At 73.6% G+C, this 22,832-nt stretch carries 17 protein-coding genes and 1 riboswitch; of the genes, 1 reads left to right on the forward strand and 16 read right to left on the reverse strand.

What is annotated here, in order from left to right; all coding sequences use genetic code 11:
* Positions 1-52: 52 nt before the first annotated feature.
* From cobA to STROP_RS12735, 14 genes are all read right to left on the reverse strand, one after another.
* Positions 53-1,714, reverse strand: coding sequence for a uroporphyrinogen-III C-methyltransferase (gene cobA / locus STROP_RS12670; RefSeq protein WP_012013743.1), 1,662 nt, complete (start codon positions 1,712-1,714; stop codon positions 53-55).
* On the reverse strand, positions 1,711-2,301 hold the full coding sequence (locus STROP_RS12675) for a precorrin-8X methylmutase (RefSeq protein WP_012013744.1): 591 nt from the start codon (positions 2,299-2,301) through the stop codon (positions 1,711-1,713). The genes cobA and STROP_RS12675 overlap by 4 nt, the downstream gene beginning before the upstream one ends.
* Complete coding sequence (locus STROP_RS12680) at positions 2,298-2,555, reverse strand: DUF362 domain-containing protein (protein WP_012013745.1); 258 nt, start codon at positions 2,553-2,555, stop codon at positions 2,298-2,300. Before STROP_RS12680 ends, STROP_RS12675 begins: the two co-directional genes overlap by 4 nt.
* Entirely contained in the window at positions 2,543-4,276 is a 1,734-nt protein-coding gene (cobJ, locus tag STROP_RS12685) for a precorrin-3B C(17)-methyltransferase (protein ID WP_012013746.1), read from the reverse strand. The genes STROP_RS12680 and cobJ overlap by 13 nt, the downstream gene beginning before the upstream one ends.
* Positions 4,273-5,550 carry a bifunctional cobalt-precorrin-7 (C(5))-methyltransferase/cobalt-precorrin-6B (C(15))-methyltransferase gene (locus STROP_RS12690; RefSeq protein ID WP_012013747.1) on the reverse strand — a complete coding sequence of 426 codons (1,278 nt, stop codon included), beginning with the start codon at positions 5,548-5,550 and terminating at the stop codon, positions 4,273-4,275. Before STROP_RS12690 ends, cobJ begins: the two co-directional genes overlap by 4 nt.
* Positions 5,547-6,689: a cobalt-precorrin-5B (C(1))-methyltransferase gene (locus STROP_RS12695; RefSeq protein ID WP_012013748.1), complete on the reverse strand. Its 1,143-nt coding sequence runs from the start codon at positions 6,687-6,689 to the stop codon at positions 5,547-5,549. Before STROP_RS12695 ends, STROP_RS12690 begins: the two co-directional genes overlap by 4 nt.
* Positions 6,689-7,585 carry a precorrin-4 C(11)-methyltransferase gene (gene cobM / locus STROP_RS12700; RefSeq protein ID WP_012013749.1) on the reverse strand — a complete coding sequence of 299 codons (897 nt, stop codon included), beginning with the start codon at positions 7,583-7,585 and terminating at the stop codon, positions 6,689-6,691. Before cobM ends, STROP_RS12695 begins: the two co-directional genes overlap by 1 nt.
* Positions 7,582-8,325, reverse strand: coding sequence for a precorrin-2 C(20)-methyltransferase (cobI, locus tag STROP_RS12705; protein ID WP_012013750.1), 744 nt, complete (start codon positions 8,323-8,325; stop codon positions 7,582-7,584). Before cobI ends, cobM begins: the two co-directional genes overlap by 4 nt.
* A complete protein-coding gene (locus STROP_RS12710; RefSeq protein WP_012013751.1) occupies positions 8,322-9,680 on the reverse strand; it encodes a cobyrinic acid a,c-diamide synthase CobB in 1,359 nt (452 codons plus the stop codon). The genes cobI and STROP_RS12710 overlap by 4 nt, the downstream gene beginning before the upstream one ends.
* Positions 9,674-10,285, reverse strand: coding sequence for a cob(I)yrinic acid a,c-diamide adenosyltransferase (gene cobO / locus STROP_RS12715; RefSeq protein ID WP_012013752.1), 612 nt, complete (start codon positions 10,283-10,285; stop codon positions 9,674-9,676). Before cobO ends, STROP_RS12710 begins: the two co-directional genes overlap by 7 nt.
* Positions 10,285-12,501 carry a VWA domain-containing protein gene (locus tag STROP_RS12720; RefSeq protein ID WP_012013753.1) on the reverse strand — a complete coding sequence of 739 codons (2,217 nt, stop codon included), beginning with the start codon at positions 12,499-12,501 and terminating at the stop codon, positions 10,285-10,287. The genes cobO and STROP_RS12720 overlap by 1 nt, the downstream gene beginning before the upstream one ends.
* Positions 12,498-16,166 (reverse strand): cobaltochelatase subunit CobN, encoded by a 3,669-nt coding sequence (gene cobN / locus STROP_RS12725; protein WP_012013754.1) that lies wholly within the window; start codon positions 16,164-16,166, stop codon positions 12,498-12,500. Before cobN ends, STROP_RS12720 begins: the two co-directional genes overlap by 4 nt.
* Before the next feature lie 364 nt (positions 16,167-16,530).
* Positions 16,531-16,661: riboswitch (cobalamin riboswitch) on the reverse strand.
* 168 nt (positions 16,662-16,829) lie between these two features.
* Positions 16,830-17,174 (reverse strand): hypothetical protein, encoded by a 345-nt coding sequence (locus tag STROP_RS12730; protein ID WP_012013755.1) that lies wholly within the window; start codon positions 17,172-17,174, stop codon positions 16,830-16,832.
* Between the two features lie 138 nt (positions 17,175-17,312).
* Positions 17,313-18,530 carry a PucR family transcriptional regulator gene (locus STROP_RS12735; protein ID WP_026274864.1) on the reverse strand — a complete coding sequence of 406 codons (1,218 nt, stop codon included), beginning with the start codon at positions 18,528-18,530 and terminating at the stop codon, positions 17,313-17,315.
* 194 nt (positions 18,531-18,724) lie between these two features.
* Between STROP_RS12735 and STROP_RS12740 the strand changes: the two genes are divergently transcribed.
* Positions 18,725-20,380, forward strand: coding sequence for an FAD-binding dehydrogenase (locus STROP_RS12740; protein ID WP_012013757.1), 1,656 nt, complete (start codon positions 18,725-18,727; stop codon positions 20,378-20,380).
* A 98-nt stretch (positions 20,381-20,478) separates the two neighbouring features.
* On the opposite strand, the gene STROP_RS12745 is transcribed toward STROP_RS12740, so the two are convergent.
* Both STROP_RS12745 and STROP_RS12750 read right to left on the reverse strand, forming a co-directional pair.
* Positions 20,479-21,279, reverse strand: coding sequence for a TIM barrel protein (locus STROP_RS12745; protein WP_020678885.1), 801 nt, complete (start codon positions 21,277-21,279; stop codon positions 20,479-20,481).
* A gap of 209 nt (positions 21,280-21,488) precedes the next feature.
* The gene (locus tag STROP_RS12750; protein ID WP_018830005.1) at positions 21,489-22,703 is read right to left on the reverse strand and encodes an MFS transporter; all 1,215 of its coding nucleotides are present in this window, start codon (positions 22,701-22,703) and stop codon (positions 21,489-21,491) included.
* Between the last annotated feature and the right edge of the window lie 129 nt (positions 22,704-22,832).

Genomic DNA, 22,832 nt, shown 5'->3' on the forward strand with positions numbered 1-22,832 from the left:
CGGACCGTCGCGCTCCCCACTGCCCCGCGGGGCGGAACAACCGTGAGTCGGCTCAGTGGCCGGACGCGGCCAGGGCCGGCTCCTCGGCGAACGCCGCGACCGGGCCAACCACGAAGACCGCCGGGGGACGCACGCCCGCCCGCGCCGCCACCGCCGCGATCCCGTCCAGGCGCGCGGGCAGTGAACGCTGTCCCGGATGACCGGCATCCTGCACCGCGACGACCGGGGTGTCCGGGGCGCGCCCGTGCGCGATCAGCGCTGCGGCGACAGCCCCGATCGTGTCGACTCCCATCAGCACCACCACGGTGCCCCGGGCCCGGCCCAGCGCCGCCCAGTCGATCAGCGAGTTCGGATGCCCCGGCGGTAGGTGCCCGGAGACGACGGTGAACTCGTGCGCTGTCCCGCGATGGGTGACCGGTATCCCGGCCAGGGCCGCCGCGGCCACCGCGCTGGTCACCCCCGGCACCACGGTCACCGGAACCCCGGCCGCCGCGCAGGCCAACACCTCCTCGTGCCCGCGCCCGAAGACGAACGGGTCGCCCCCCTTGAGCCGGACCACCCGCCGTCCGGCGCGGGCGTGCCGGACCAGTGCGGTGTTGATGACGTCCTGCCCGACGGACGGCCCCCGGGGTGACTTCGCCGCGTCCACCACCCGCACCCCCGGACGTAGTCCGGCGAGCAGCCCCTGCGGGGCGAGCCGGTCCACCACCACCACATCGGCGACCTCCAGCAGCTCCCGGCCCCGAACGGTGATCAGATCCGCTGGGCCCGGCCCGCCGCCGACGATCGCCACCTCCCCCGGGCGCAACGCGGGCTCGGGGTGCTGATGATGGTGGTCGTGGTGGTGGTGGTGCCCGCCCACCGGGTCGTCCGGGTGGTCGTGCGGGGTCTGCGGCCGGCCCACCTTGTCGACGAAGCCCGGCATCGATACCCGGTACGCACAGGTGTCGCAGTTCATCCGAATGTCGCCGCGCACCGCCTCCTCGTGCCGTTCCAGCACCAGGTCGGCCAGGGCGTCGCAGTCGCCGATCAGGTCCGCCACCCGCAGGTCCAACTCCGGATGGGCGGCGGCGAACTCCCGCGCCTGGGCCCGGATCCGATCCGGTAGCACCCCGGCGAACAGGAAGTACGGGGCGACGACGATCCGCCGCGCCCCGAGCCGGCGCAGCCGGTCCAGGACCGCCGGCACGGATGGCTCGGCGAGTGAGATGAAGCCCGGTTCGACGCCCGCGTAGCCCCGTCCCTCCCACAACAACCGGGCCACCTTGGCCACCTCGGCGTTCGCGTCCGGGTCGGTGGAGCCACGCCCGATCAACGCCACCCACGTGTCGGCCCGATCCGCGCCGGCCAGCGCCGCGTCGATCCGCTCCTCAAGGGCGGTGTGCAGCATCGGGTGCGGACCGAGCGGTCGGCCGTAGGCGTATGACAGGCCGGGGTGGCGCTGCTGTTCCCGGGCCAACGCGGCCGGAATGTCGCCCTTGCCGTGCCCGGCTGCGGTCAACACCAGCGGCAGCGCCACCAGCGCCCGATGCCCCCGGTCGGCGAGCGCGCCGACCGCGTCGGTCAGGGGCGGACGGGACAACTCGATGAAGCCGCCCTCGACGTCGCCAACCGTACCGCCGGCACGGGTACGCACCCGCTCGACCAGCGCGGCGAACTGCGCCACCCCCTCGGCGCTACGGGTGCCGTGCCCGACGATGACCAATGCGGTCACTCTTCCCCCTCCACATAGAGCAGGGCGTTGAGGGCGGCGGCGGCAACCGCCGACCCGCCCTTCTCGCCCCGGTTCGAGATTCCCGGCAGGCCACTGACCCGCAGCGCGGCCTTCGACTCCGCGGCGCCGACGAAGCCCACCGGCAGGCCGACCACCAGGGCCGGCCGGGCATCCAGGGCGAGTAGTTCGGTCAGTGCGGTGGGCGCGCAGCCGACCACCCACACCGCACCGGGCCCCACCCGGTCCAGGGCGATCCGCACCGCGGCGGCCGAACGGGTGATCCCGGCCCGCCGAGCCAACTCGGCGGTGCCCGCCTCGGCGACCGGGCAGATCGTCGCCCGGCCGGTGATCCCGGCGGCGACCATCGCCACGTCGGCCACCACCGGTGCGCCCGACCGCAACGCGGCCAGCCCACCGGCCAGGGCGATCTCGTCACACACCAGATCCGTCACGTAGCTCAGGTCCGCGCTGGCGTGTACCACCCGCTCGGTGACCGCACGGGTCAGCGGCGGCAGGTGCCGCAGGTCGACCCGCTCCCGCAGAATCCGGTACGACTCCATCTCGATCGGGTGCACCGGCCGGCTCATCCGTCCTCCCGCACCGGTACGGCGTTGACCGGGGTGGTGACCATCGGCTCCTCCAGGTGTCGCGGGCCGGCGGCGCGGATCGCGCCGACCGGGCAGATCTCCAGGCACTCCAGGCAACCGGTGCAGCGGTCGGCGCGGATGACGAGGCCGCCGGGCACCGGCCGGATGGCGTGCGTGGGGCAGGTCAGCAGGCAGGCCCCACAGCCCTGGCAGGCGTCGACGAGCACCGGCGCCGGGCCGGTCATGCCCGCCACCGGTAGCCCCGTGGCGTGACCATCCGACCGGCGACCCGGCGTGTCTGGCTGCTGCCCACGACCACGACGCTGTACATGTCGACACTCGCCGGATCGAGGGTGGCCAGGGTGGCCAGCTGCACCCGTTGCCCGTTCCGGCTGGCGTTGCGGACCACCCCGACCGGAGTCTCCGGCGGTCGGTGCTCCGCGAAGAGCCGCAGCGCCGCCGGCAACTGCCAGTCCCGGTTCCGGCTGCGTGGGTTGTACAGCAGCGCCACGAAGTCCCCCTGCGCCGCGGCGGCCACCCGACGAGCAATGACATCCCAGGGGGTGTGCAGGTCGGAGAGGCTCAGGTAGGCGTGGTCGTGCCCCAGCGGCGCACCGAGCAGGGCCGCCGCCGCGAGGGCGGCGGTCACCCCGGGCACACCGACCACATCGACCCGCTCATCGGCGTACTCGAGGGTGGGGCTCGCCATCGCGTACACCCCGGCGTCGCCGGAGCCGACCAGGGCGACGGCGTGGCCGGCGGTGGCCTCGGCGACGGCGGAGCGGGCGCGCTCCTCCTCGGCGCCAAGCCCGCTGGCGAGCACCCGGGTCCCCGGGCGCAGCAGGTGGCGGATCTGGTCAAGGTACTGGTCCAAGCCGACCACGACGGCGGCCCGCCGCAGCTCGGTCACCGCCCGGGGGGTACGCAGATCGGCCGCGCCCGGTCCGAGGCCGACCAGGGCGAGCCGGCCCCGCGGCGCGTGCCGGGCGACCGCGACGGTCGCCATCGCGGTCGCGGTCTTGGACACCAACAGTTCAGCGTCCCCGCCGAGCAGCGCCGCGGCCTCCGCGACGCTCGGGGTGCCGACCGCGGCGCGAACCACCTCGCTGGGGTTGGGCACCTCAACCGCCGCCAGCTCCGCGGCAGACCAGGTCACCAGAGGTATCCGCAGTGCGTCGGCGGTGGCGCGGATACCCACCTCGTCGGCCTTGATGTCGGCGCTGGCCAGGCAGCGCAGGCTCGCCGCGCTGAGGCCCGCGGTGGCGAGCACCCGATCCAGCAGGGCACGCACCTCCGCAGCCGGCACGCCGCGACTCGCCCCGACCCCGGCGACCAGCGAGGGGGGACGGAGCACGACGGTCCGCTCATCCAGGGGCACGATCCGGTCGGTGACCAGCACCCGACAGCCAGCCGCGGGTGCACCGACGGGGCTGGCCGGGGAAACGTGGACGTTGTCCGGCAGTGCCGGCAGTGGCCAGGGCTCGTCGGCGACCATCGTGACCGGTTCGCCGTCCAGGATCGCCCGGCTCACCGCGGCGACCGCCCCCTCGACCGGCCAGCCCAGCGTGTCCAGGCCGGGCAGGTCGACCGCATCGGTGGCGGTAGTGACCACCGGCGCCGCGTCGAGTAGGGCCCCGACCTCGGCAGCGAGGGCATTGGCACCGCCGGCGTGCCCACCGAGCAGGGCCACCGCGTGCCGGGCCGCCTCGTCCACCGTCACGACCGCCGGATCGCTGCGCTTGTTGTCGAGCAGCGGGGCGACGAGGCGCACCACCGCGCCGGTGGCCAGGAACGCGACGATCTGATCGCACTCCGACCAGGCGGCCCGGAGCCCCGCGGCGGCACTCTCCGCCTCCACGATCCGGGCCTGCGGCCAGGCATCGGCGAGGAGACGGGCGTGCCGGCGCCCGGCCGCGGTGACCGCGACCAGCCCGATCCGGCGCGACTGCGCCTCGGTGCCATCGGATTGCTTCACAGGCGCTCCCCGGTGAGGACGACCACCGGGTTGGTGGCCGCGAGACGGATCGACCCGCCGGGCAGGTCGGCGAGGCGGGCGGCGGAGAGTTGGACACCCTCGACCGTGTAACCAGCGGCCCGCAGCGCGTCCCGGGCCGGGGCGACCCGGTCCAGCGCGGCGAGCGCGACGACTATCCGCCCCGGCTGACGGGCCGCTACCGCGGCGAGCACCCCGGTTCCGCCCCCGCCGACGAAGACCGCGTCGGGGTCGGGGAGCCCGTCGAGGGCGGCCGGTGCGGCGCCGGGAACCACCCGTACATCGACGCCGTGCCGAGCGGCGTTGCCGCGCACCAGGTCCACTGCGGCCGAATCCCGCTCAACGGCGACGACCGCCGCACCGAGCAGGGCGCATTCGATGCCCACCGAGCCGCTGCCGGCACCCACGTCCCACACCAGCCTTCCGAGCCGGGGCCGGAGCCCGGCCACGACCAGCGCCCGCACCTCCGCCTTGGTGATCATCGAATCGCGATGCCGATACGCCCCCTCGGGCAGCGCCCACCCACCGGCCGGGGCGGCGGCCGGCTGGTTGTCGACCCGCGCCGCGCCGATCGGTCCGGGGGCGAGGCTCAGCAGCACGTGCGGATCGGTCCAGCTACCGGCCGCCGCCTCCGCCGGGGTCGTCCAGGTGATCCGCTCGGCGTCGGTGCCGAGGTGCTCGGCCACCATCAGGCGACGCGACCAACCCGCCAGGCCGGCGCCGAGCTCCGCGGCCCCCGCGCCCGGCGCGGTGAGCACCGCGACCAGAGGCAGCGCCCGGCAAGCGTTGAGCGCCTCCCGGGCGTCGCGCCCATGGGCGCTGACCACGGCAGCGCCGTCCCAGGACAGCCCGGCCCGGGCGAAGGCGGCGGCGATACTGGACACCGCCGGTAACACCCGCACCGGCAGCCCGGCCACCCGCAACCGCCGCACGATCCCGAAGCAGCCCGGATCACCGCTGGCGAGGACGACGGCCGGGGTGCCGGCGGCAACCGCGGCGGCGAGCCGCTCCAGGGCCGGCGACAACGGACCCAGCACGACCGTCTCCGTACCGGCCCGCACCGGCGCAGCCGTCAGGTGCCGGGCCGCACCGACCACCAGCCCCGCCCGCACCAACTCGGCGGCGAGGGCCGGGTGCGTCGGGTTACCGGCGGCATCCACACCGGCCACCGTCACCGCCGTCGCTCCGACGACGACGGAGTCACCGGCGACATCTGCGCTGGTGTTCCTCCGACCGTCACCCGACGTACCGGTCATTGGGACCACCGCCCGCTCGCGGCCACGCGCCGCGCCCCGGCGAAGTCGACCATCGCCACATCGACGGTGACGGCGTCCCCGGCGAAACGGCGCAGCACCGTGCGGACCCGACGGCAGAGCAGGTCGCCGGCGGGGCCGAGCAGGCCGGCGGCCTCCCACAGTTCGTACGCGTGCCGCCCGGTGTTGGCGGCGGTGACGGCGGCGGCCAGGTCAGCGCTGCCGCCCGCCTCGACGGTGACGGCACCGAGAAGCGACAAGTCCACCTTGGAGCGGGTGTAGTGGGTCATCAGGACGCCGGCGGCGAGCTTGGCCAGCTTGCCCGCCATGCCGACGAAGGCCACCCCGGACAGGCCGTGGGTGACCGCGGCGGTGACCGCCGCGCCGGTGAAGTCACCAACCTCCACGAAGCACACCTCGGGCAGCTCCGGCAGCAGCTCCCGGGCGGCCCGCTCGGTCCGCCCGCCCGTGCACAGCACCACCGTCTGCTCCCCCTGAGCGGCCGCCACCTGGACGGCCTGCACGACGCTGGCCCGCCAGGACGCGGTGGAGAAGGGTCTGACCACACCGGTCGTACCGAGAATCGAGATGCCGCCGATGATGCCGAGCCGACGGTTCGTCGTCTTCCGGGCCATGATCTCGCCGCGCGGGACGCTGATCACCACTCGGACGCCGACGACGGCCAGGTCAACCACCTCGGCAACCGCCTCGCCGATCATCCGACGCGGGGTGTCGTTGATCGCTGGTCCGCCGACCGTCAGCCCCAGCCCCGGCTTCGTCACCGTGCCCACCCCGGGCCCGCCCTCCAGGGCCAGTCCGGGGACCCACCGCCAGCCGACCGTGGCGGTCAGTTCGGCACCGTGGGTGACGTCCGGGTCGTCGCCGGCGTCCTTGACCACCACCGCCTCGACGCCGTCAGCCGTACGGTCGCAGCGCGCCACCGGGAAGCACACCCGCCGCCCGGCCGGCAGTCCGATCTCGACCTGCTCCGGTGACACGCCGGTGACCAGGGCGGTCAGCGCGGCCTTCGTCGCGGCCGTCGCGCAGGCCCCGGTGGTCCAGCCGGTACGCAGCGCCACGGGCCGAACCTTCGCGGTGCGTGGCAGGTCCGGCTCGCGTAACGGCGGCAGGTCGTAGGTCATCAGGTCGGCCGGTCCGCACGCTCCGACGCCGGTCCCGCGGGGCCGGTCCAGACCGGTCCGCCGGCGCCGGACTCGCCGGCCCTTGGTGCTACCCGATCGGTGGACTCCCGACGCAGGACGGCCCGCGCGGCCGGCTCCGCCCGCCGGTGACCGTGGAAGTGCCCCGGATGGTAGAGGTGCGAACGGGTACCGGTGGCAGCCAGCGCCGGTCCAACCAGGATGAGGGTGTGCTTCCAGAGCCGGTGTTCCCGGACCGTCGCCGCCAGGGTGCCGACGGTACAGTGCGCCACCAGCTCGTCCGGCCAGGTCACCTGGTACGCCACGATCGCCGGAGTGTCGGCCGAATACCCTCCGGCGAGCAGCTCGGCCTGCACCTGACCGGAGCGCGCGGCGGAGAGGAACAACGCCATCGTGGTGCCGTGCCGGGCGAACTCGCGCACCCGCTCGCCCGGGGGCATGGGCGTCTTCCCACCCTCCAGGCGGGTGAGGATGACCGACTGCGCGACCTCGGGAACGGTCAGCTCCCGACCGACCCGGGCGGCGACCGCGGTGAACGAGGAGACCCCGGGCACGATCTCCACGGACAGCCCGAGCGCCCGACACAGATCAAGCTGCTCCTGCACCGCGCCCCACAACGCGGGATCGCCCGAGTGGATCCGGGCCACGGTCAACCCGTCGGCGGCGGCCCGCTGGTACAGGGGCAGCACCCCCTCCATCGGCAGCCGCGACGAGTCGACGATCTCGGCATCCGGCCGGGCGTGGGCCAGTACGTCGGCGTGGACCAGGCTGGCCGCCCAGACCACCACGTCGGCGGCGGCGATCACCCGGGCCGCGCGCAAGGTCAGCAGATCTGCCGCGCCGGGCCCGGCACCCACGAACCAGACAGTGCCGCTCACAGCTTCCCCCCTCGGCGGTCCCGGCGGGCCGGGACCAGCAGTGTCGACAGGTACGGCGGGTCGTCGCCGGCCTCGGCGGCCGGACCGACGCGGTCGCCGGTCAGGCCCAGCCCGCTGCCCAGCACCGCGTCGGAGAGTCGACCCTGCCGGCGTAGCTCGGCCAGCAGCTCCGCGTGCCGGCGCCACCCCTTGTAGGCGACGACCGTGCCGGGCCCGGCGACAGCGTCGGCGAAGAGCGCCAGCCCGGCGGTGGCCGGCAGCAGGGTCAGCGGCTCTCGCCCCTCACAGAGTGGAACTCCGCTCCTGGCGGCGAGCTCCTGCATGGCGGTGATGCCGGGGACGGTGTGCACGGCGACCGCCGGCCGCAGCGCACGGAGGCTCTGCGCCAGGTAGCCGAAGGTGGAGTAGACGTTGGGGTCGCCGATGGTGGCGAAGGCCAGCGTCCGGGCACCGTCGTCGACGGCGGTGGCGACCGCCTGCGCGGCGGCGTTCCACGCGCTCTCCCGCCGTTCGGTCACCCCGCCCCGGTCGTCCAGGGCGAACGGCAGCCGACGCAGCCGCTCCGATGGGACGTACGGGGCGATGGTGGTCTCGGCCCGGCCGGCTGCCCGGGCGCCCTCGGGCCGGTCCAGCACCGGTACGAAGACCACGTCGGCCTCACGCAGGATCCGTACCGCGCGCACGGTGATGAGCTCGGGGTCGCCGGGTCCCACCCCGACCCCGGTCAGCGTCGCGGTCACCGGGTCGCCGCCGCTACCAGCCGCTGGGCTGCTCGGGGATGACCGGCCCAGTGGGTGTGCAGGTACGAGGCGTGGATCCGGCCGGTGACGAAGCCGTGCGCGGCGCCGTCCCAGCGCCACGCCGCCAGCTCGCCGTGACCGGGTTCGGTGCCGGTGCGGTGAAACTCGTGACCGCGTACTGGGTCACCGGCGGCGTGCGCCACCGAGTCGGCGGCGGCGACGGCTGCCCGGTAGCCGAGGGTGAGCCGTCCGGTCATTCGGGCGGTCAGGTCGAGTCGGCCGCACATCGGCACACCGTCCAGTTCCCGTCCCAGGTAGAGCAGGCCTGCGCACTCGGCCACCACCGGCCCGTCGAAGGCGGCCAGATCGGCGCGCAGCCCGGTGTTGGCGGCGAGCGCCTCCACGTGCACCTCGGGGAAGCCCCCGCCGACAACCACCGCCCGAGTGCCGGACGGCAGCGCCGCATCGCGTAACGGGTCAAAGGGGACGACGATCCCACCGGCGGCGGTGAGCAGCTCGGTCGTCTCGGCGTAGCCGAAAGTGAAGGCCGGGCCACCTGCGACGGCGACCACTGGACGGTCGGACCCGGCCGGGCCGCCGACGGCGGCGACCGGGTCCCAGGGCGGCGCCGTCAGCGGTGGCGCGCTCCGGGCCAGTTCCAGCACCGCGTCGAGGTCCACCGTCGCTCCCACCAGGTCGGCCAGCGCGTCAACCACGGCGATCGACTCGGCGGCCCGCTCCGCGACCGGAACCAGGCCAAGGTGGCGGGAGGGGGCGGCGACCTCGGCGGCCCGGGTGACCGCGCCCAACACCGGTACGCCGACCTCGGCCAGGGCGTCGCGCAGCAACGACTCGTGCCGGGGTGAGCCGACCCGGTTGAGAACCACCCCGCCGATTCGCACCGCCGGGTCGAAGGCGCCCATTCCGAGGGCCAGGGCGGCGGCGCTGCGCCCCTGGGCGGTGGTGTCGAGCACCAGCAGCACGGGCGCGGCGACGAGCCGGGCGACGTGGGCCGTGGAGGCGTACCCGCGGTGGCCGACCGCACCGTCGTGCAGCCCCATCACCCCCTCGACAACCGCGATGTCGGCGGGGCTGGGCACAGCCGCGCCGTGCCGCAGCAGGCCGGCTATCCGCTCCTCCCCCACCAGCCACGGGTCGAGGTTGCGGCCGGGCCGGCCGGCGGCGAGGGCGTGGTAGCCGGGATCGATGTAGTCCGGGCCGACCTTGTGTGGGCTGACCCGGTGGCCCCGACGGCGCAGCGCGGCGAGCAGCCCGGTGGCGATCGTGGTCTTGCCGTGGCCGCTGGCCGGCGCGGCGACAACGACCCGCGGCAGGGGCCAGGGGGTGGTCACCATTCGATGCCCTTCTGGCCCTTCTGGCCGGCGTCCATCGGATGCTTCACCTTGGTCAGCTCGGCCACCAGGTCGGCGGCGGCCACCAGGCGGGGGTCGGCATCGCGACCGGTGATGACGACGTGTTGAAAGCCGGGTCGGGCGGCGAGGGTGTCGACCACCTCGGCGACGTCCACCCAGCCCCACCTCATCGGGTAGGTGAACTCGTCGAGCACGTAGAGGCCGTACCGCTGGGCGGTCAGGTCGCGCTGGATCTGCCGCCATCCCTCGCGGGCGTCGGCGGCGTGGTCGGCCGCACCGTCGCGCTGGATCCACGACCAGCCCTCACCCATCTTGTGCCAGCTCACCGGAGCACCCTGACCGGTCTGCTCGTGCACCTCGCCGAGGGCGCGGAACGCGCTCTCCTCTCCCACCCGCCACTTGGCGCTCTTGACGAACTGGAACACCCCGATCGGTAGTCCCGCGGTCCAGGCACGCAGCGCGAGACCGAAGGCGGCGGTGGACTTCCCCTTCATCGATCCGGTGTGGACGATCAACAATGGGCGGTTCCGTCGCTGCTTGGTCGTGAGCCCGTCGGCCGGCACGTGCGTCGGCTTCCCCTGCGGCATCAGACAACGCTCCTCTCCGCGGTGAAGCCCGCGGTCGCCAACTCCGCCAACGGGGAGGTCGTCACGGCCGGCAGGGGGTGGTGGGCGGCGGCCAGCTGGGTGGCCAGGCGGCGGGCCAGGTCGAGGCGGACGGGGCCGGACTCGCAGTCCACCACGACGCAGGGGGCGCCGGTCGCACGCAACACCGCCGCCGCCCGCGCCGCGCGGGGCAGCGGGTCCGCGCCGGCGGTGGCCCGACCGTCGGTCACGACCAGGGTCAACGGTCGCCGGCGGGGATCCCGCAGGCGCTCCACCCGCAGCAGCTCGGCGGCGGCGAGCAGGCCCTCCGCGAGCGGGGTACGCCCGCCGGTGGGCAGTTCGGCCAGCCGGGTGGAGGCGGCGAGCACCGAGGCGGTAGCGGGCAGCAGGACCTCCGCGCCCGAACCGCGGAAGGCGACCACCGCCACCTTGTCGCGACGCTGGTACGCGTCGGTGAGCAGGGCGAGCACCGCGCCCTTGACCGCGCTCATCCGCTGGCGGGCGCCCATCGAACCGCTGGCGTCCACCACGAACAGCACCAGGTTGCCCTCGCGTCCTTCCCGAACGGCCTCCCGCACGTCGGCCGGGCGTAGCCGCAACGGTCCACTGGTCCGTCCCCGAGCGACCTGGTACCCAGCGGCGGCTCGGACCGTCGCCGGCAGGTGCAGCGCACCGAGGCGCCCCGCCGGTACCCGCGCACCGGTGGTGCGGCCCCGCCCGGTCCGCGCCCGCGACCGTCGGCCCGGCACCCCCTCGCCGATGCCCGGCGCGGTGAACAGCCGCGCCCGTAGCCCGGGCTGCGGCGCGGCCACCGGCCGCGCGTCCCGGCTCGGCTGCTCGGGCCGAGACGTACCGTCTTCTCCGGCCGCGGGTCGGTCGGGACCGGACGGGTCAGCCGCGGAGCCGGCGCTGCCATCGGGGTGGGTGTCTCCGGCGGAGCCGGTGTCGCCAGCCGGGCCGCCCGCACCACCGGGACCGGTGCCACCGGCCGGACCGCCGTCGGGGCCACCGGCCGGACCGCCGTCGGGGCCACCGGCCGGACCGCCGTCGGGACCGCCGTCGGGACCGGTGCCACCGGCCGGACCATCATCGGGGCCGGTGCCGTCATCGGGGCCGTCCGGATGCTCCTCCTGCGCCCGGTTCAGCGCCTCGTCGAGGCGCTCTTCGTCCAGTCCCGGCGTGTCGAACGGGTCCCGGCGGCGACGGTGCGGCAGGGCGAGTCGGGCGGCCACCCGAACGTCTTCCGCGGTCACCCGGTCCCGGCCCTGCCAGGCGGCATGTGCCACGGCGGTCCGGGCCGTGACGATGTCGGCCCGCATCCCGTCCACGTCGAACGCCGCGCAGACCTCGGCGATCTGCCGCAGTGCCGCGTCGGTCAGCACCACCCCGTCCAGCCGGGCACGGGCGTCCGCCACCCGGCCGGCGACCGCCGCGTCCTCCCCAGCCCAGCGGGCGGCGAAGCCGGCCGGGTCCGCGTCGGCGTCGAGCCGGCGGCGCACCACCTCCACTCGGACGGCCGGGTCGCGGCTAGCCGCCACCTCCACGGTCAGCCCAAACCGATCGAGGAGTTGTGGACGCAGCTCCCCCTCCTCCGGGTTCATCGTGCCGACCAGCAGGAACCGGGCGGCGTGGCTGACCGACACGCCCTCCCGCTCGACGTGGCAGCGCCCCATCGCGGCGGCATCCAACAGCAGGTCGACCAGGTGGTCGTGAAGCAGATTCACCTCGTCGACGTAGAGCACCCCCCGGTGGGCGGCGGCGAGCAGGCCGGGCTCGTAGGCGCGTACCCCGTCGGCGAGCGCCCGCTCCAGGTCGAGCGAGCCGACAACGCGGTCCTCGGCGGCGCCGACCGGCAGCTCGACCAGCGCGGCTGGGCGACGTTCGGTCGTCCGCACCGCCGGGTGGGGCCCGTCCGGGCAGCGGGGGTCGGGCGTCTGCGGATCGCAGGCGAATCGGCAGTCGGCGACCCGAACAACCGGCGGCAGCAGGGCGGCGAGGGCGCGCACCGCGGTCGACTTGGCGGTGCCCTTCTCACCCCGCACGAGCACCCCACCGATCGCCGGGTTCACCGCGTTCAGCAGCAGCGCCAGGCGCATGTCGGCCATGCCGAGCACCGCCGAGAACGGGTAGTTCGCCCCGGGAGCCTCCGGTCGGGGCGGCCGGGTCGCCCGCAGTCCCGGTTTACTCGTCGTGCTCACCCGCGGTCCTCCAGATCACCCTCGCTGGCCAGATACGTCTCTCGGAGCCGGTCCAGGGTGCTCGGCTCCGGCTTTGCCCACAGCCCACGGTCGGCGGCCTCAAGTAGTCGTTCGGTCATGCCGCGCAGCGCCCACGGATTGGACCGTTCCAGGAACTCCCGGGTCTCTGCGTCAAACAGGTACGCCTCGGCGAGCCGCTCGTACATCCAGTCGTCGACCACACCCGCGGTGGCGTCATAGCCGAACAGGTAGTCGACGGTGGCCGCCAGCTCGAAGGCACCCTTGTAGCCGTGCCGCCGCATCGCCGCGACCCACTTCGGGTTGACCACCCGGGCCCGGAACACCCGGCGGGTCTCCTCACTGAGGGTGCGGGTCCGCACGTCGTGCGGCATCGCCGAGTCGCCGACGTACGCGGCCGGTGCGGCACCGGTGAGGTGCCGGACCATCGCCACCATCCCGCCGTGGTACTGGAAGTAGTCGTCAGAGTCGACGATGTCGTGCTCCCGGGTGTCCTGGTTCTTCACCGCCACGGCGATCCGCGCGAAAGCGCGTTCCATGTCGGTGCGGGCCTCCCGGCCGTCCAGCCCCCGCCCGTACGCGTAGCCGCCCCACACCGCGTACACCTCGGCCAGATCAGCGTCACTGCGCCAGTTCCGCGCGTCGATCAGCGGAAGCAGGCCGGCCCCGTACGCGCCCGGCTTCGACCCGAAGATCCGCGCGGTGGCCCGGCGCTCATCGCCGTGCCCGGCGAGGTCCTCGGCCACGTGCGCCCGGAGGTAGTTGTCCGAGGCCGACTCCTCCAGCGCGGCCACCTGTCGTACCGCGTCATCCACGAGTGCCACCACGTGCGGAAAGGCATCACGGAAAAAGCCGGAGATGCGGACGGTCACATCGATGCGGGGGCGACCCAGCTCGGCCAGGGGCACCACCTCGACGCCGGTCACCCGCCGGGACCGGTCGTCCCAGAGCGGCCGGCAGCCGAGCAACGCAAGCACCTCGGCGATGTCGTCACCCTGCGTCCGCATGGCGCTGGTGCCCCACACGGTGAGCCCGACCGAGCGCGGGTACGCCCCGGTATCGGCGAGGTGCCGGCTCAGCAGCGAATCGGCCAGGGCCACACCCACATCCCAGGCGTTGCGGCTCGGGATCGCCTTCGGGTCGACCGAGTAGAAGTTACGGCCGGTGGGCAGCACGTTGACCAGGCCACGGGTGGGTGAGCCGGACGGGCCGGGGGGCACGAACCCCCCGTTGAGGGCAGCGAGGGTATGCGCCAGCTCGTCGGTGGTGCGCTCCAGCCGCGGCACCAGCTCGGTGGCGGCGAAGCGCAGCACCGCGGCGGCGTCCGGGATCGCCCGACCGGTGACCTCCGCGACGACCGCCTCCGCTCGATCGGCCGGCCAGCCGAGCGTCTCCATCCCGACGGCGAGGCGCCGGGCCAGGCCTTCGATCAGGTCGACGGCGTCGGCGGCGGTAACGGCCGGGCCGTCGGCGGCCTCGGTCAGCGCGGCCGGCACTGGCACCCGATCGCCGGGCACGGCGAGCAACGCGGACTCATCCAGGCCGTAGCTGGCGGCGATCGCCTGCCGCAGGCCGGGCAGGGCCCGGGTCCCACCCCACACCTGTGGGGCACGCAGCACGGCGAGCACCAGGTTGACCCGCGCCTCGCCGTCGGGTGCTTCGGCCAGCACGTGCAGGCCGTCGCGGATCTGCACGTCCTTGACCTCGCAGAGGTAACCGTCGAGATGCAACACGAAGTCGTCGAAGTCGTCGGCGGCCGGCATCTGGGCCTGGTGCAGGTCGTGGTGCAGCTCGGCGGCGCGCACCAGCTCCCAGATCTGTCCCCGTACGACGGGCACCTTCGCCGGGTCGAGCGCCTGCACGGTCGCGTACTCGTCGAGCAGCTGCTCCAGCTTCGCCAGGTCCCCGTACGTCTCGGCGCGGGCCATCGGCGGCACCAGGTGGTCGATGACGACCGCGTGCGCGCGGCGCTTGGCCTGCGTCCCCTCCCCCGGGTCGTTGACGATGAACGGGTACACCAGCGGCAGGTCGCCGAGCACCGCGTCCGGGGCGCAGTCGGCGGCAAGTCCGAGGCCCTTGCCCGGCAGCCACTCCAGGGTGCCGTGCTTGCCCAGGTGCACCACGGCGTCCGCGCCGAAACCACCCGCCGCGGCGGGTGCGGCCAGCCACCGGTACGCGGCCAGATAGTGATGGCTCGGTGGCAGATCCGGGTCGTGGTAGATCGCGATCGGATTCTCCCCGAAGCCGCGGGGCGGCTGGATCAGCAGGACCACGTTGCCGAACCGCAGGCCGGCCAGGACGATGTCGCCCCCGTCGGTGTACAGCTCCCCCGGCGGCTGCCCCCAGTGTTTGACCATGTTGGCGCGCAGCTGCGCCGGCACCTCGTCGAACCACCGCCGGTACGTCTCCTGCGGCACCCGCGCGCTGGCGGCGGCGAGCTGCTCGGGGGTGAGCCACTCGACATCGTGACCGCCGGCGGCGATGAGCGCGTGGATGAGGACGTCCCCGTCGTCTGGGACGGGTGCCGCGCCGAGGTCGTAGCCGGCGGCGGCGAGCGCGCCGAGTAGCCGCACCGCGCTGGCCGGGGTGTCCAGGCCGACGGCGTTGCCGACCCGGGAGTGCTTCGTCGGGTACGAGCTGAGCACCACCGCCACCCGTTTGTCGGCGTTGGACAGGTGCCGCAGCCGGGCGTGGCGGACAGCGATTCCGGCCACCCGGGCGGCGCGCTCCGGATCGGGCGCGTAGATCGACAGCCCGTCGGCGTCGATCTGCTTGAACGAGAACGGCACGGTAACGATCCGCCCGTCAAACTCGGGGATCGCCACCTGCATCGCCGCGTCCAACGGGGACAACCCGGCGTCACTGTCGGCCCACTGCTCCCGCGTGCTGGTGAGGCAGAGCGCCTGGATGACCGGCAGGTCGAGGGCGGCGAGCGCGCCCACGTCCCAGGCGTCCTCGTCGCCACCACCGGCCGCGTCGGCCGCCACGGTGCCCCCGGCAGCGAGCACGGTGACCAGCAGCGCGTCGCAGCGGGCGAAGAGTTCCAGGGGGCCCGCACCGGCGGTCAGCCCGCGCAGCGAGCCGCAGAAGATCGGGACCGCGTTGCCCCCCGCGGCCTCCACCGCATCGGCGAGCGTGTCCACGAAGGTGGTGTTGCCGGCCAGCGCGTGCGCCCGATAGAAGACGATCCCGACGGTCGGCCGGTCCGGGTCGGCCGACCGTTCGCCGTGTATCCCGTACGCCGGGGTCGGTGCGGGGGGCGCGAACCCCTCGCCGGTGAGCAGCACCGTGTCGGAGAGGAACCGGACCAGCTGTGCCAGGTTCTCCGGGCCCCCTTCGACCAGGTAGGACAGGGCCTGGGTGGTGACACCGGAGGGCACGGTGGAGACGGCGGTCAGCTCGGCGTCGGGAATGCTCTCCCCACCCAGCACCACTGTCGGCACGTCCGAGGCGAGGACCGTGGCCAATCCGTCCGGCCATGCGGCCCGGCCGCCGAGCAGGCGTACGACGGCCAGGTCCACGCCGTCGAGCAGCTCCGGGACGCCGTCAACGGCCACCCGGGTCGGGTTGGCCAGGCGATAGTCGGCCCCACTGGCCCGCGCGGCAAGCAGGTCGGTGTCGGCGGTAGAGAGCAGCAGAATGCGCACGGCAAACTCCGGAGAGTGACACCCGCACGACGTGCGGGTGATCAGGGAGACGGGAGACGATGTTGGCTTCGCGGCGCCGCCGCTCTGGGCCACCCGACAGGGCGGCCGACGGGGCACGCGTCAGGCAGCGATCAACCGTGGGCAGCGGGGCCGAGACCAGCGGCGGCGCCATAGCCGACTGCGGGCACATGTGTGACGGCGGGCACATGTGTGACGGCGGGCCCACGCGTGACGGCGGCGGGTCGCGGACCGGTCACGGAACATCACTCCAGGCCGGCCTGAAACGACAGTTGTCGATAAATGGGACGCTACGCGTCATCGGGTCCTCCTCGGGTATCCACGCCCTGGGGTGCGCCGACGGCCGAAGTATCCTGGCTCCCGGATCAACGCTCACCCCCGGCCTTCCAACCGCGCGACGCGCGCTCGTGGCTCCGCAAGGAGGATCACTCCCCGATGACAGTGGCGGGACCGCGCCGGATTCACACCGGCTTCCTTCACTGCCGTCCGGCCGCGAACTCTGCCACACGACTGCACCACCGGTCAACGCGACCGAGATGGGCCCACCGGACGACCGGGCTCGGGACCCAGTCCGCCAGACAGCACGACTCGGGAATCCCACCGGCTGATCCGGAGCCGGAGCCATGACCTCAGCGGGCGCGGCGGCTACCGAACGCGCCGCTCCGGATGGGCCCGGTTCCAGGCCCGCATCCGCTCCGGATAGCCCATCTTGACCGCCTCGTACAGCGGCAGGCCCAGCCGGCGGGCGAGCGTCGCGGCAACCCGTGGCGACCCGGTACGACGGCGGATCCACTCGCCGTCGTGAGCGATCGCCACCACCGTCGTGTCCGTCGCCGTCGTCTCCGGCTCCAGGTAGAACTCGACACCGGTCCGGCTGGCGACGAACTGTTCCAGCGCCACCAGATCCTCACGGGTGCCCTCCCGGTCGAGCTTCGTCGGTACCCCGTCAGAGCCCCAGGTACGCGACCGCCTCCGACTGAACCAGCCCATGCCGCTCCTCCTCGGGTCTCCGGTACCACCGACCTCCAGTGCACCACCCTTGGCTGACCGCCATCTGTACGTCCCCTGATGCTCAGCTGGGTGCACCGGTGAGCATGGGAGCCGAGCCCTGGAACGCCGTCGGCCGGGTCACCGTCCGGGGGGCGGGAGTGAGGCGTGCGCCACCGCGAGCACGAGCCGGTCCCAGGAGTGGGTCAGACTGCGGCCGGTGAGCTCGGTGAGACGGCGGAGACGATGGCGCATGGTCTGCGGGTGCAGTCCGACCGCGGTCGCGGCCTCGATCGCCGACCCATGGGTGAGGTACGCGTGGAGCCCTTCGAACAGGTGGGCGTTGGCGGGGGTGAGTACCGGCCCGAGAACCGCGGCGTGCAGTGCGGCGCGGTCGACGGGGGGTGCGCCGTGCAGCACCGCGACGGTGAGCGCGTCGCCGCGGTCGAGGACGGTCCGGCGGGCGAACGCCTCCACGGGTGCGTGCTCCAGCGCGGCTACGGCGGCCCGGTAGTCCTGCGGCAGGGTCGCCGCGGAAGCGCCGCTGATCAGACAAGCCCGCCAGCCCCCCGCGGCCACGGCCGTCGCGACCGCGCAGCGATCGTGCTCGTCCGGGAGCAGCAGGACACCCGCGCCGGCTCGCATCGTGCTCAGCAGCGCGCCGGTACTCAGGTCGACCGGTCCGTGGTCCGCGCCGACTGCTGGCGACTCGGCGAGCGCGGCGACGCGGGCCCGGTGGGTCTGCGGACTTGCCGGGTCGCCGACGGCGAGAAGGAGGCCGAAGCTGGCGGGAACGCGGACGTTGAGCTGCTCGGTGCGGTCGGCGAGCGCACCGGGCGAGGTCTGGCGACCGGCAAGCAGATCGTGCAGGAATTCGTCGATCAGTTGACGCCGGTCGGTGATCAACTCGGCGGCCTTGTGCTGGTAGCCGTTGGCCAGCGCCTCGGACAGGTCGTCGAGCGCGGCGACGAGAGCCTGAACCAGCGCGGCGAGGTCGGCGACGGTCAGGCCGGGCGGGGCGTGCTCGGCGACAGCGTCGGTGATGACAGCCGCCGCGACCCGATAGGCGCGCAGCACCGCCAGCAGTGGCCGGCCATCCGTGGCGCGGGTGGCGCCGATGCCCCGGAAGCGGCTGATGTCCCGGACGGTCAGCCGAGTGCCGTCGACCCACATCTCGGTGAGCCGGGTGACGGCCCACTGGGCGATCGCCGTGACCTCCCGCAGTTGGGTGTCGCTGAGTTCACGGTAGATCGGGACCTGGTCCACGACCGCGCCGACCATCTCATCCACGAGGGCCGGACTACGCTCGGTGAGCGTCCGATGCACGACCAGTCGTTCCGCGAGGCCCACCCCGGTCACCACCCCTCGCGCTGCCAGCCGGCCCGAGCGCCCACGAACCGCGCGGGTTGACAATACCCGTGCTCACCACGCGCGGAACTGGTGGCGCCGCCCGATCGGCTGCGGCACGGTGGGGCGACCACCCGGCGCCGCCCCGCTCCCCGCGACCGGCCCGGAAGCGGGTGAATGCCCGCCCCCACCGATAGGAGGCATCCGTGGAAGCTGACGTCGTCGTGGTCGGAGCCGGTCTGGCCGGGCTGGTCGCCGCCGCCGAGGCAGCAGACCTCGGCCGTACCGTGCTTCTCGTTGACCAGGAGGGGGAGCAGAACCTGGGCGGGCAGGCGTTCTGGAGCCTCGGCGGGCTGTTCCTGGTTGACAGCCCCGAGCAGCGACGGATGGGCGTTCGGGACTCCATCGAGCTGGCCCGGCAGGACTGGTTCGGCAGCGCCCAGTTCGACCGCGACGAGGACCGCTGGCCGCGCGCCTGGGCCGAGGCGTACCTGGAGTTCGCCGCCGGAGAGAAACGGTCCTGGCTGCGGCGGTACGGGCATCGCTTCTTCCCGGTGGTCGGATGGGCCGAACGCGGGGACGGCCGGGCCGGTGGGCACGGCAACTCGGTTCCGCGGTTCCACATCACCTGGGGCACCGGTCCCGGCGTGGTGGAGCCGTTTGAGCGACGGGTACGGACACACGCTGACACCGGGCGGATCCGGTTCGCGTTCCGCCACCAGGTTGACGGGCTGCTCGTGGAAGCCGGTGTGGTGGTCGGGGTGCACGGCAGCCGGCTGGAGCCGACCACGGCCGAGCGAGGCCGGCCGAGCAGCCGCACCGTGGTCGGCGAGTTCCAGGCCCGCGCCCAGGCCGTCATCGTCACCAGCGGCGGGATCGGCGGCAACCACGACTTGATCCGCCGGGCCTGGCCGGCGCGGCTCGGCACCCCACCGAAGCGGATGGTCGCCGGCGTACCGGCCCACGTGGATGGCCGAATGCTGGGCATCGCTGAGGACGCCGGCGCCAACGTCATCAACCCGGACCGGATGTGGCACTACGTCGAAGGGCTACGGAACTGGGATCCGATCTGGGACAACCACGGAATTCGCATCCTGCCCGGTCCCTCCTCGCTCTGGCTGGACGCCGCCGGCAACCGGCTACCGGCCCCGTACCACCCCGGCTTCGACACCCTCGGCACCCTGCGCCACCTGCGCCACAGCGGCTACGACTACTCATGGTTCCTGCTCACCCAGAAGATCATCGAAAAGGAGTTCGCGCTCTCCGGCTCCGAGCAGAACCCAGACCTCACCGGCAAGGACCTCACGTTGCTGCTGTCCCGGGTGCGGGCCGGCGCTCCCGGGCCGGTCGAGGCGTTCAAACGGCACGGCGAGGACTTCGTCGTCGCTGACACCCTCGACGAGCTCGTCGCCGGTATGAACCGCGTCGCCGACCCGGACGTGCCGGCGATCGAGGTCGGCCGGATCCGCACGCTCGTCACCGAGCGGGACCGACAGCTCACCAACACCTTCTGCAAGGACGCCCAGGTCAAGGCGATCCGCTCCGCCCGTACCTACCGCGGTGACCGGCTCCTACGGGTCGCCGCGCCGCATCGCCTCCTGGATCCGAAGGCCGGGCCGTTGATCGCCGTGCGGCTCAACATTCTCTCCCGCAAGACCCTCGGTGGGCTGGAGACCGACCTGGACGGTCGCTGCCGGACCCGCGACGGCGACGCCTTTCCCGGCCTCTACGCCGCCGGCGAGGTCGCCGGGTTCGGTGGTGGCGGCATGATGGGCTACAACGCCCTGGAGGGATCCTTCCTCGGCGGCTGCCTCTTCTCCGGCCGGACCGCCGGCCGCGCCGCCGCCCGGCACATCAGCTGACGGGCGAAGCCCGGCAGGGCCGCCGTTCGGAGGGAGACGTCCACAGTCGGTCGGTGACGCCGACCTGCACCGCAGTCGGTCGCGGTCCGGACGCCCGGTCACCTGCGGGCGGCCTCGACGGCCGGCCGGGCGAAGACTTCGAAAGCCTGCCGCAGCGCGGCGACCGGGTCGCCCTGCGGGATGAACTCGTGGGTCACGTATCCGGGGTAGTCGTGCTCCCGCAGCGCTGCGGCGATCGCCCGCCAGTTCACCTCCTGGCGGTCGTCGAGCTCGGCTCTGCCTGGTACACCGGCCACATGAACGTGGCCGATAAGCGGAAATTTCTCCCTTATTGTGTGAATCAGGTTACCTTCCATGATCTGCATGTGGTACATGTCGTACAGCATCCGCAGTGCCGGCGAGCCGACCTGTTCGATGACCGCCGCCGCCCAGGCCGTTGAGTCGCACTCGTGCCCGGCGTGGTCCACCTTCGTGTTGAGCGGTTCCAGCACCAGCCCCACCTCGGCGGCCTCGGCTTCGGCGGCGAGGGGTGCCAGGCCCTCGGCACAGATGCTGATCCCGTCATGCGGAGGGCCGGACCAGTTGCCCGAGGCGACCGCAAGGTTCAGCACCCCGTCGGCGATCGCGATCTCCAGGTTGCGGCGTACCTCATCGGCCAACGCCCGGTGATTGGCCCGATCGCTGAAGCCGACCTCGACGCACTCCTGGCCATCGATGACCGTCAGCTCCAGGCCCACGTCGTAGGCCTCCTGCCGACGGTCGCGGGGCAGGAAGTCGACGCCCTGGTAGCCGATGGTCGCGGCCTGCCGCAGCAGGTCAGGTACCTGCTGCGGTGCCTGCGCGAACGACCACCAGGCGAAACTCTGCTTGATGCTCACGATGCACCCCACTTCATTCATCGTGCGGATCCAGCGGTGGCTCAGACGCAGGCCGAGGTGGTGTCAACACCCTTGGCCGTCAACGTACGCGCCGCTGCTCCGGTACCGGGTCCGGATGTCCGAAGTCTGCACGGAACACCCGCCGGTCGATCAACGTGTGCCCGCCCCGGCCGGCAACGCCGAGGGACAGCACTCGAGTTGACCCGAACGGTCGCCGGCCGCCAGCACGATCAGCGAGAAGGGCGGGTCGCCGGCACCAACGCCAGCGACGGGAGCAACAGGATCGGCACGACCAGCAGGGCGTGCAGCGTCCCGATCCGGTCCCCGATCAGACCCAACAGGGGTGGTCCGGCGAGGAACGCGGTGTAGCCGATCACCGCCACCACGCTGACCCGGGCCGGGGCGTGCTCCTCCTCATTGGCCGCGGCGCTCATCCCCACCGGGAAACTGAGGGAGACACCGAGACCCCACAGCGCCACGCCGGCGACCGCAACCGGTCCGGAACCGGCCAGCACCGCCACGCCCACGCCGACCACGGCGAGCAGGATCGTGCTGCTGAGCACCGGCACCCGGCCCCACCGGTCCAAGGCGAGGGTGCCGGTGGTCCGGCCGACGGTCATGCCGATCACGAATACGCCGTACACGGCAGCTCCAGCAGCCTCGGTGACACCGTAGCCGTCAACGAACGCGACGGCGACCCAGTCGGTAGCGACCCCTTCGCTGAACGCCGCTACCAGCACGAACAGGCCGATCAGCAGGGTCCGCGGTTCCTTCCAGGCGGCCAGCAGCGCCCGGCGGCGGGCTGCCGGGGAGACCCCTTCGGCACCCGGCGCTACCTCGGGGACCGGCAGGAACGCCCGCGCGCCGAACACCGTGCCGACCAGCACCGCCCCGGCGGTCAGCGGCAGGTGGGCGGCCACCGTCAGCCCCACCTGGGCGGCCACCGCGCCAAGACCCGCTCCCGCCACCGAACCCAGACTCCACGCCGCGTGAAACCGAGGCATCACCGTGCGACCGAGCCGCCGCTCAACGACGGCACCCTCGATGTTCATCGCGACATCACAGGTGCCGGTGCCGTAGCCGAAGACAAACAGCCCCACCGCCACCCCGGGAAGCCAGCCGACCGCGCCCGCCCAGACACCGGCGGTCCCCAAGCCCACGGAGACCAACAGGGTCGCCGCCATCACCGTCCGGGCGGTACCCAGCCGCTGGGCGACCAGACCAGAGGTGGGCATCGCCAGCACCGCTCCCGCCGACATGGCGAGCAACAGCAGCCCGAGCCGACCCGGGGTGAGGTCGAGCGCCTCGCGGATCGCCGGCACCCGGGCGAACCAGGACCCGATGGCGAGGCCGTTGAGGGCGAACACCACCGCGACACCGGTGCGGGCCGCCAGCACCGACCGGGGTACGGCAGCGGGGGCGACCGGGGTGGTAACGCTGCTCACGACAGGGTCCTCTCGCTCGGGATGATCGGGCCTGACCACACGAGCACACCCCTGAGAACGTTCTCAGTGCAAACCGAAAAGTACTCGCAGGCCACCGCCGCCGGACCGAGCGATAATGGTCCCGACGAC

Source organism: Salinispora tropica CNB-440 (assembly GCF_000016425.1).
GTDB lineage: Bacteria > Actinomycetota > Actinomycetes > Mycobacteriales > Micromonosporaceae > Micromonospora > Micromonospora tropica.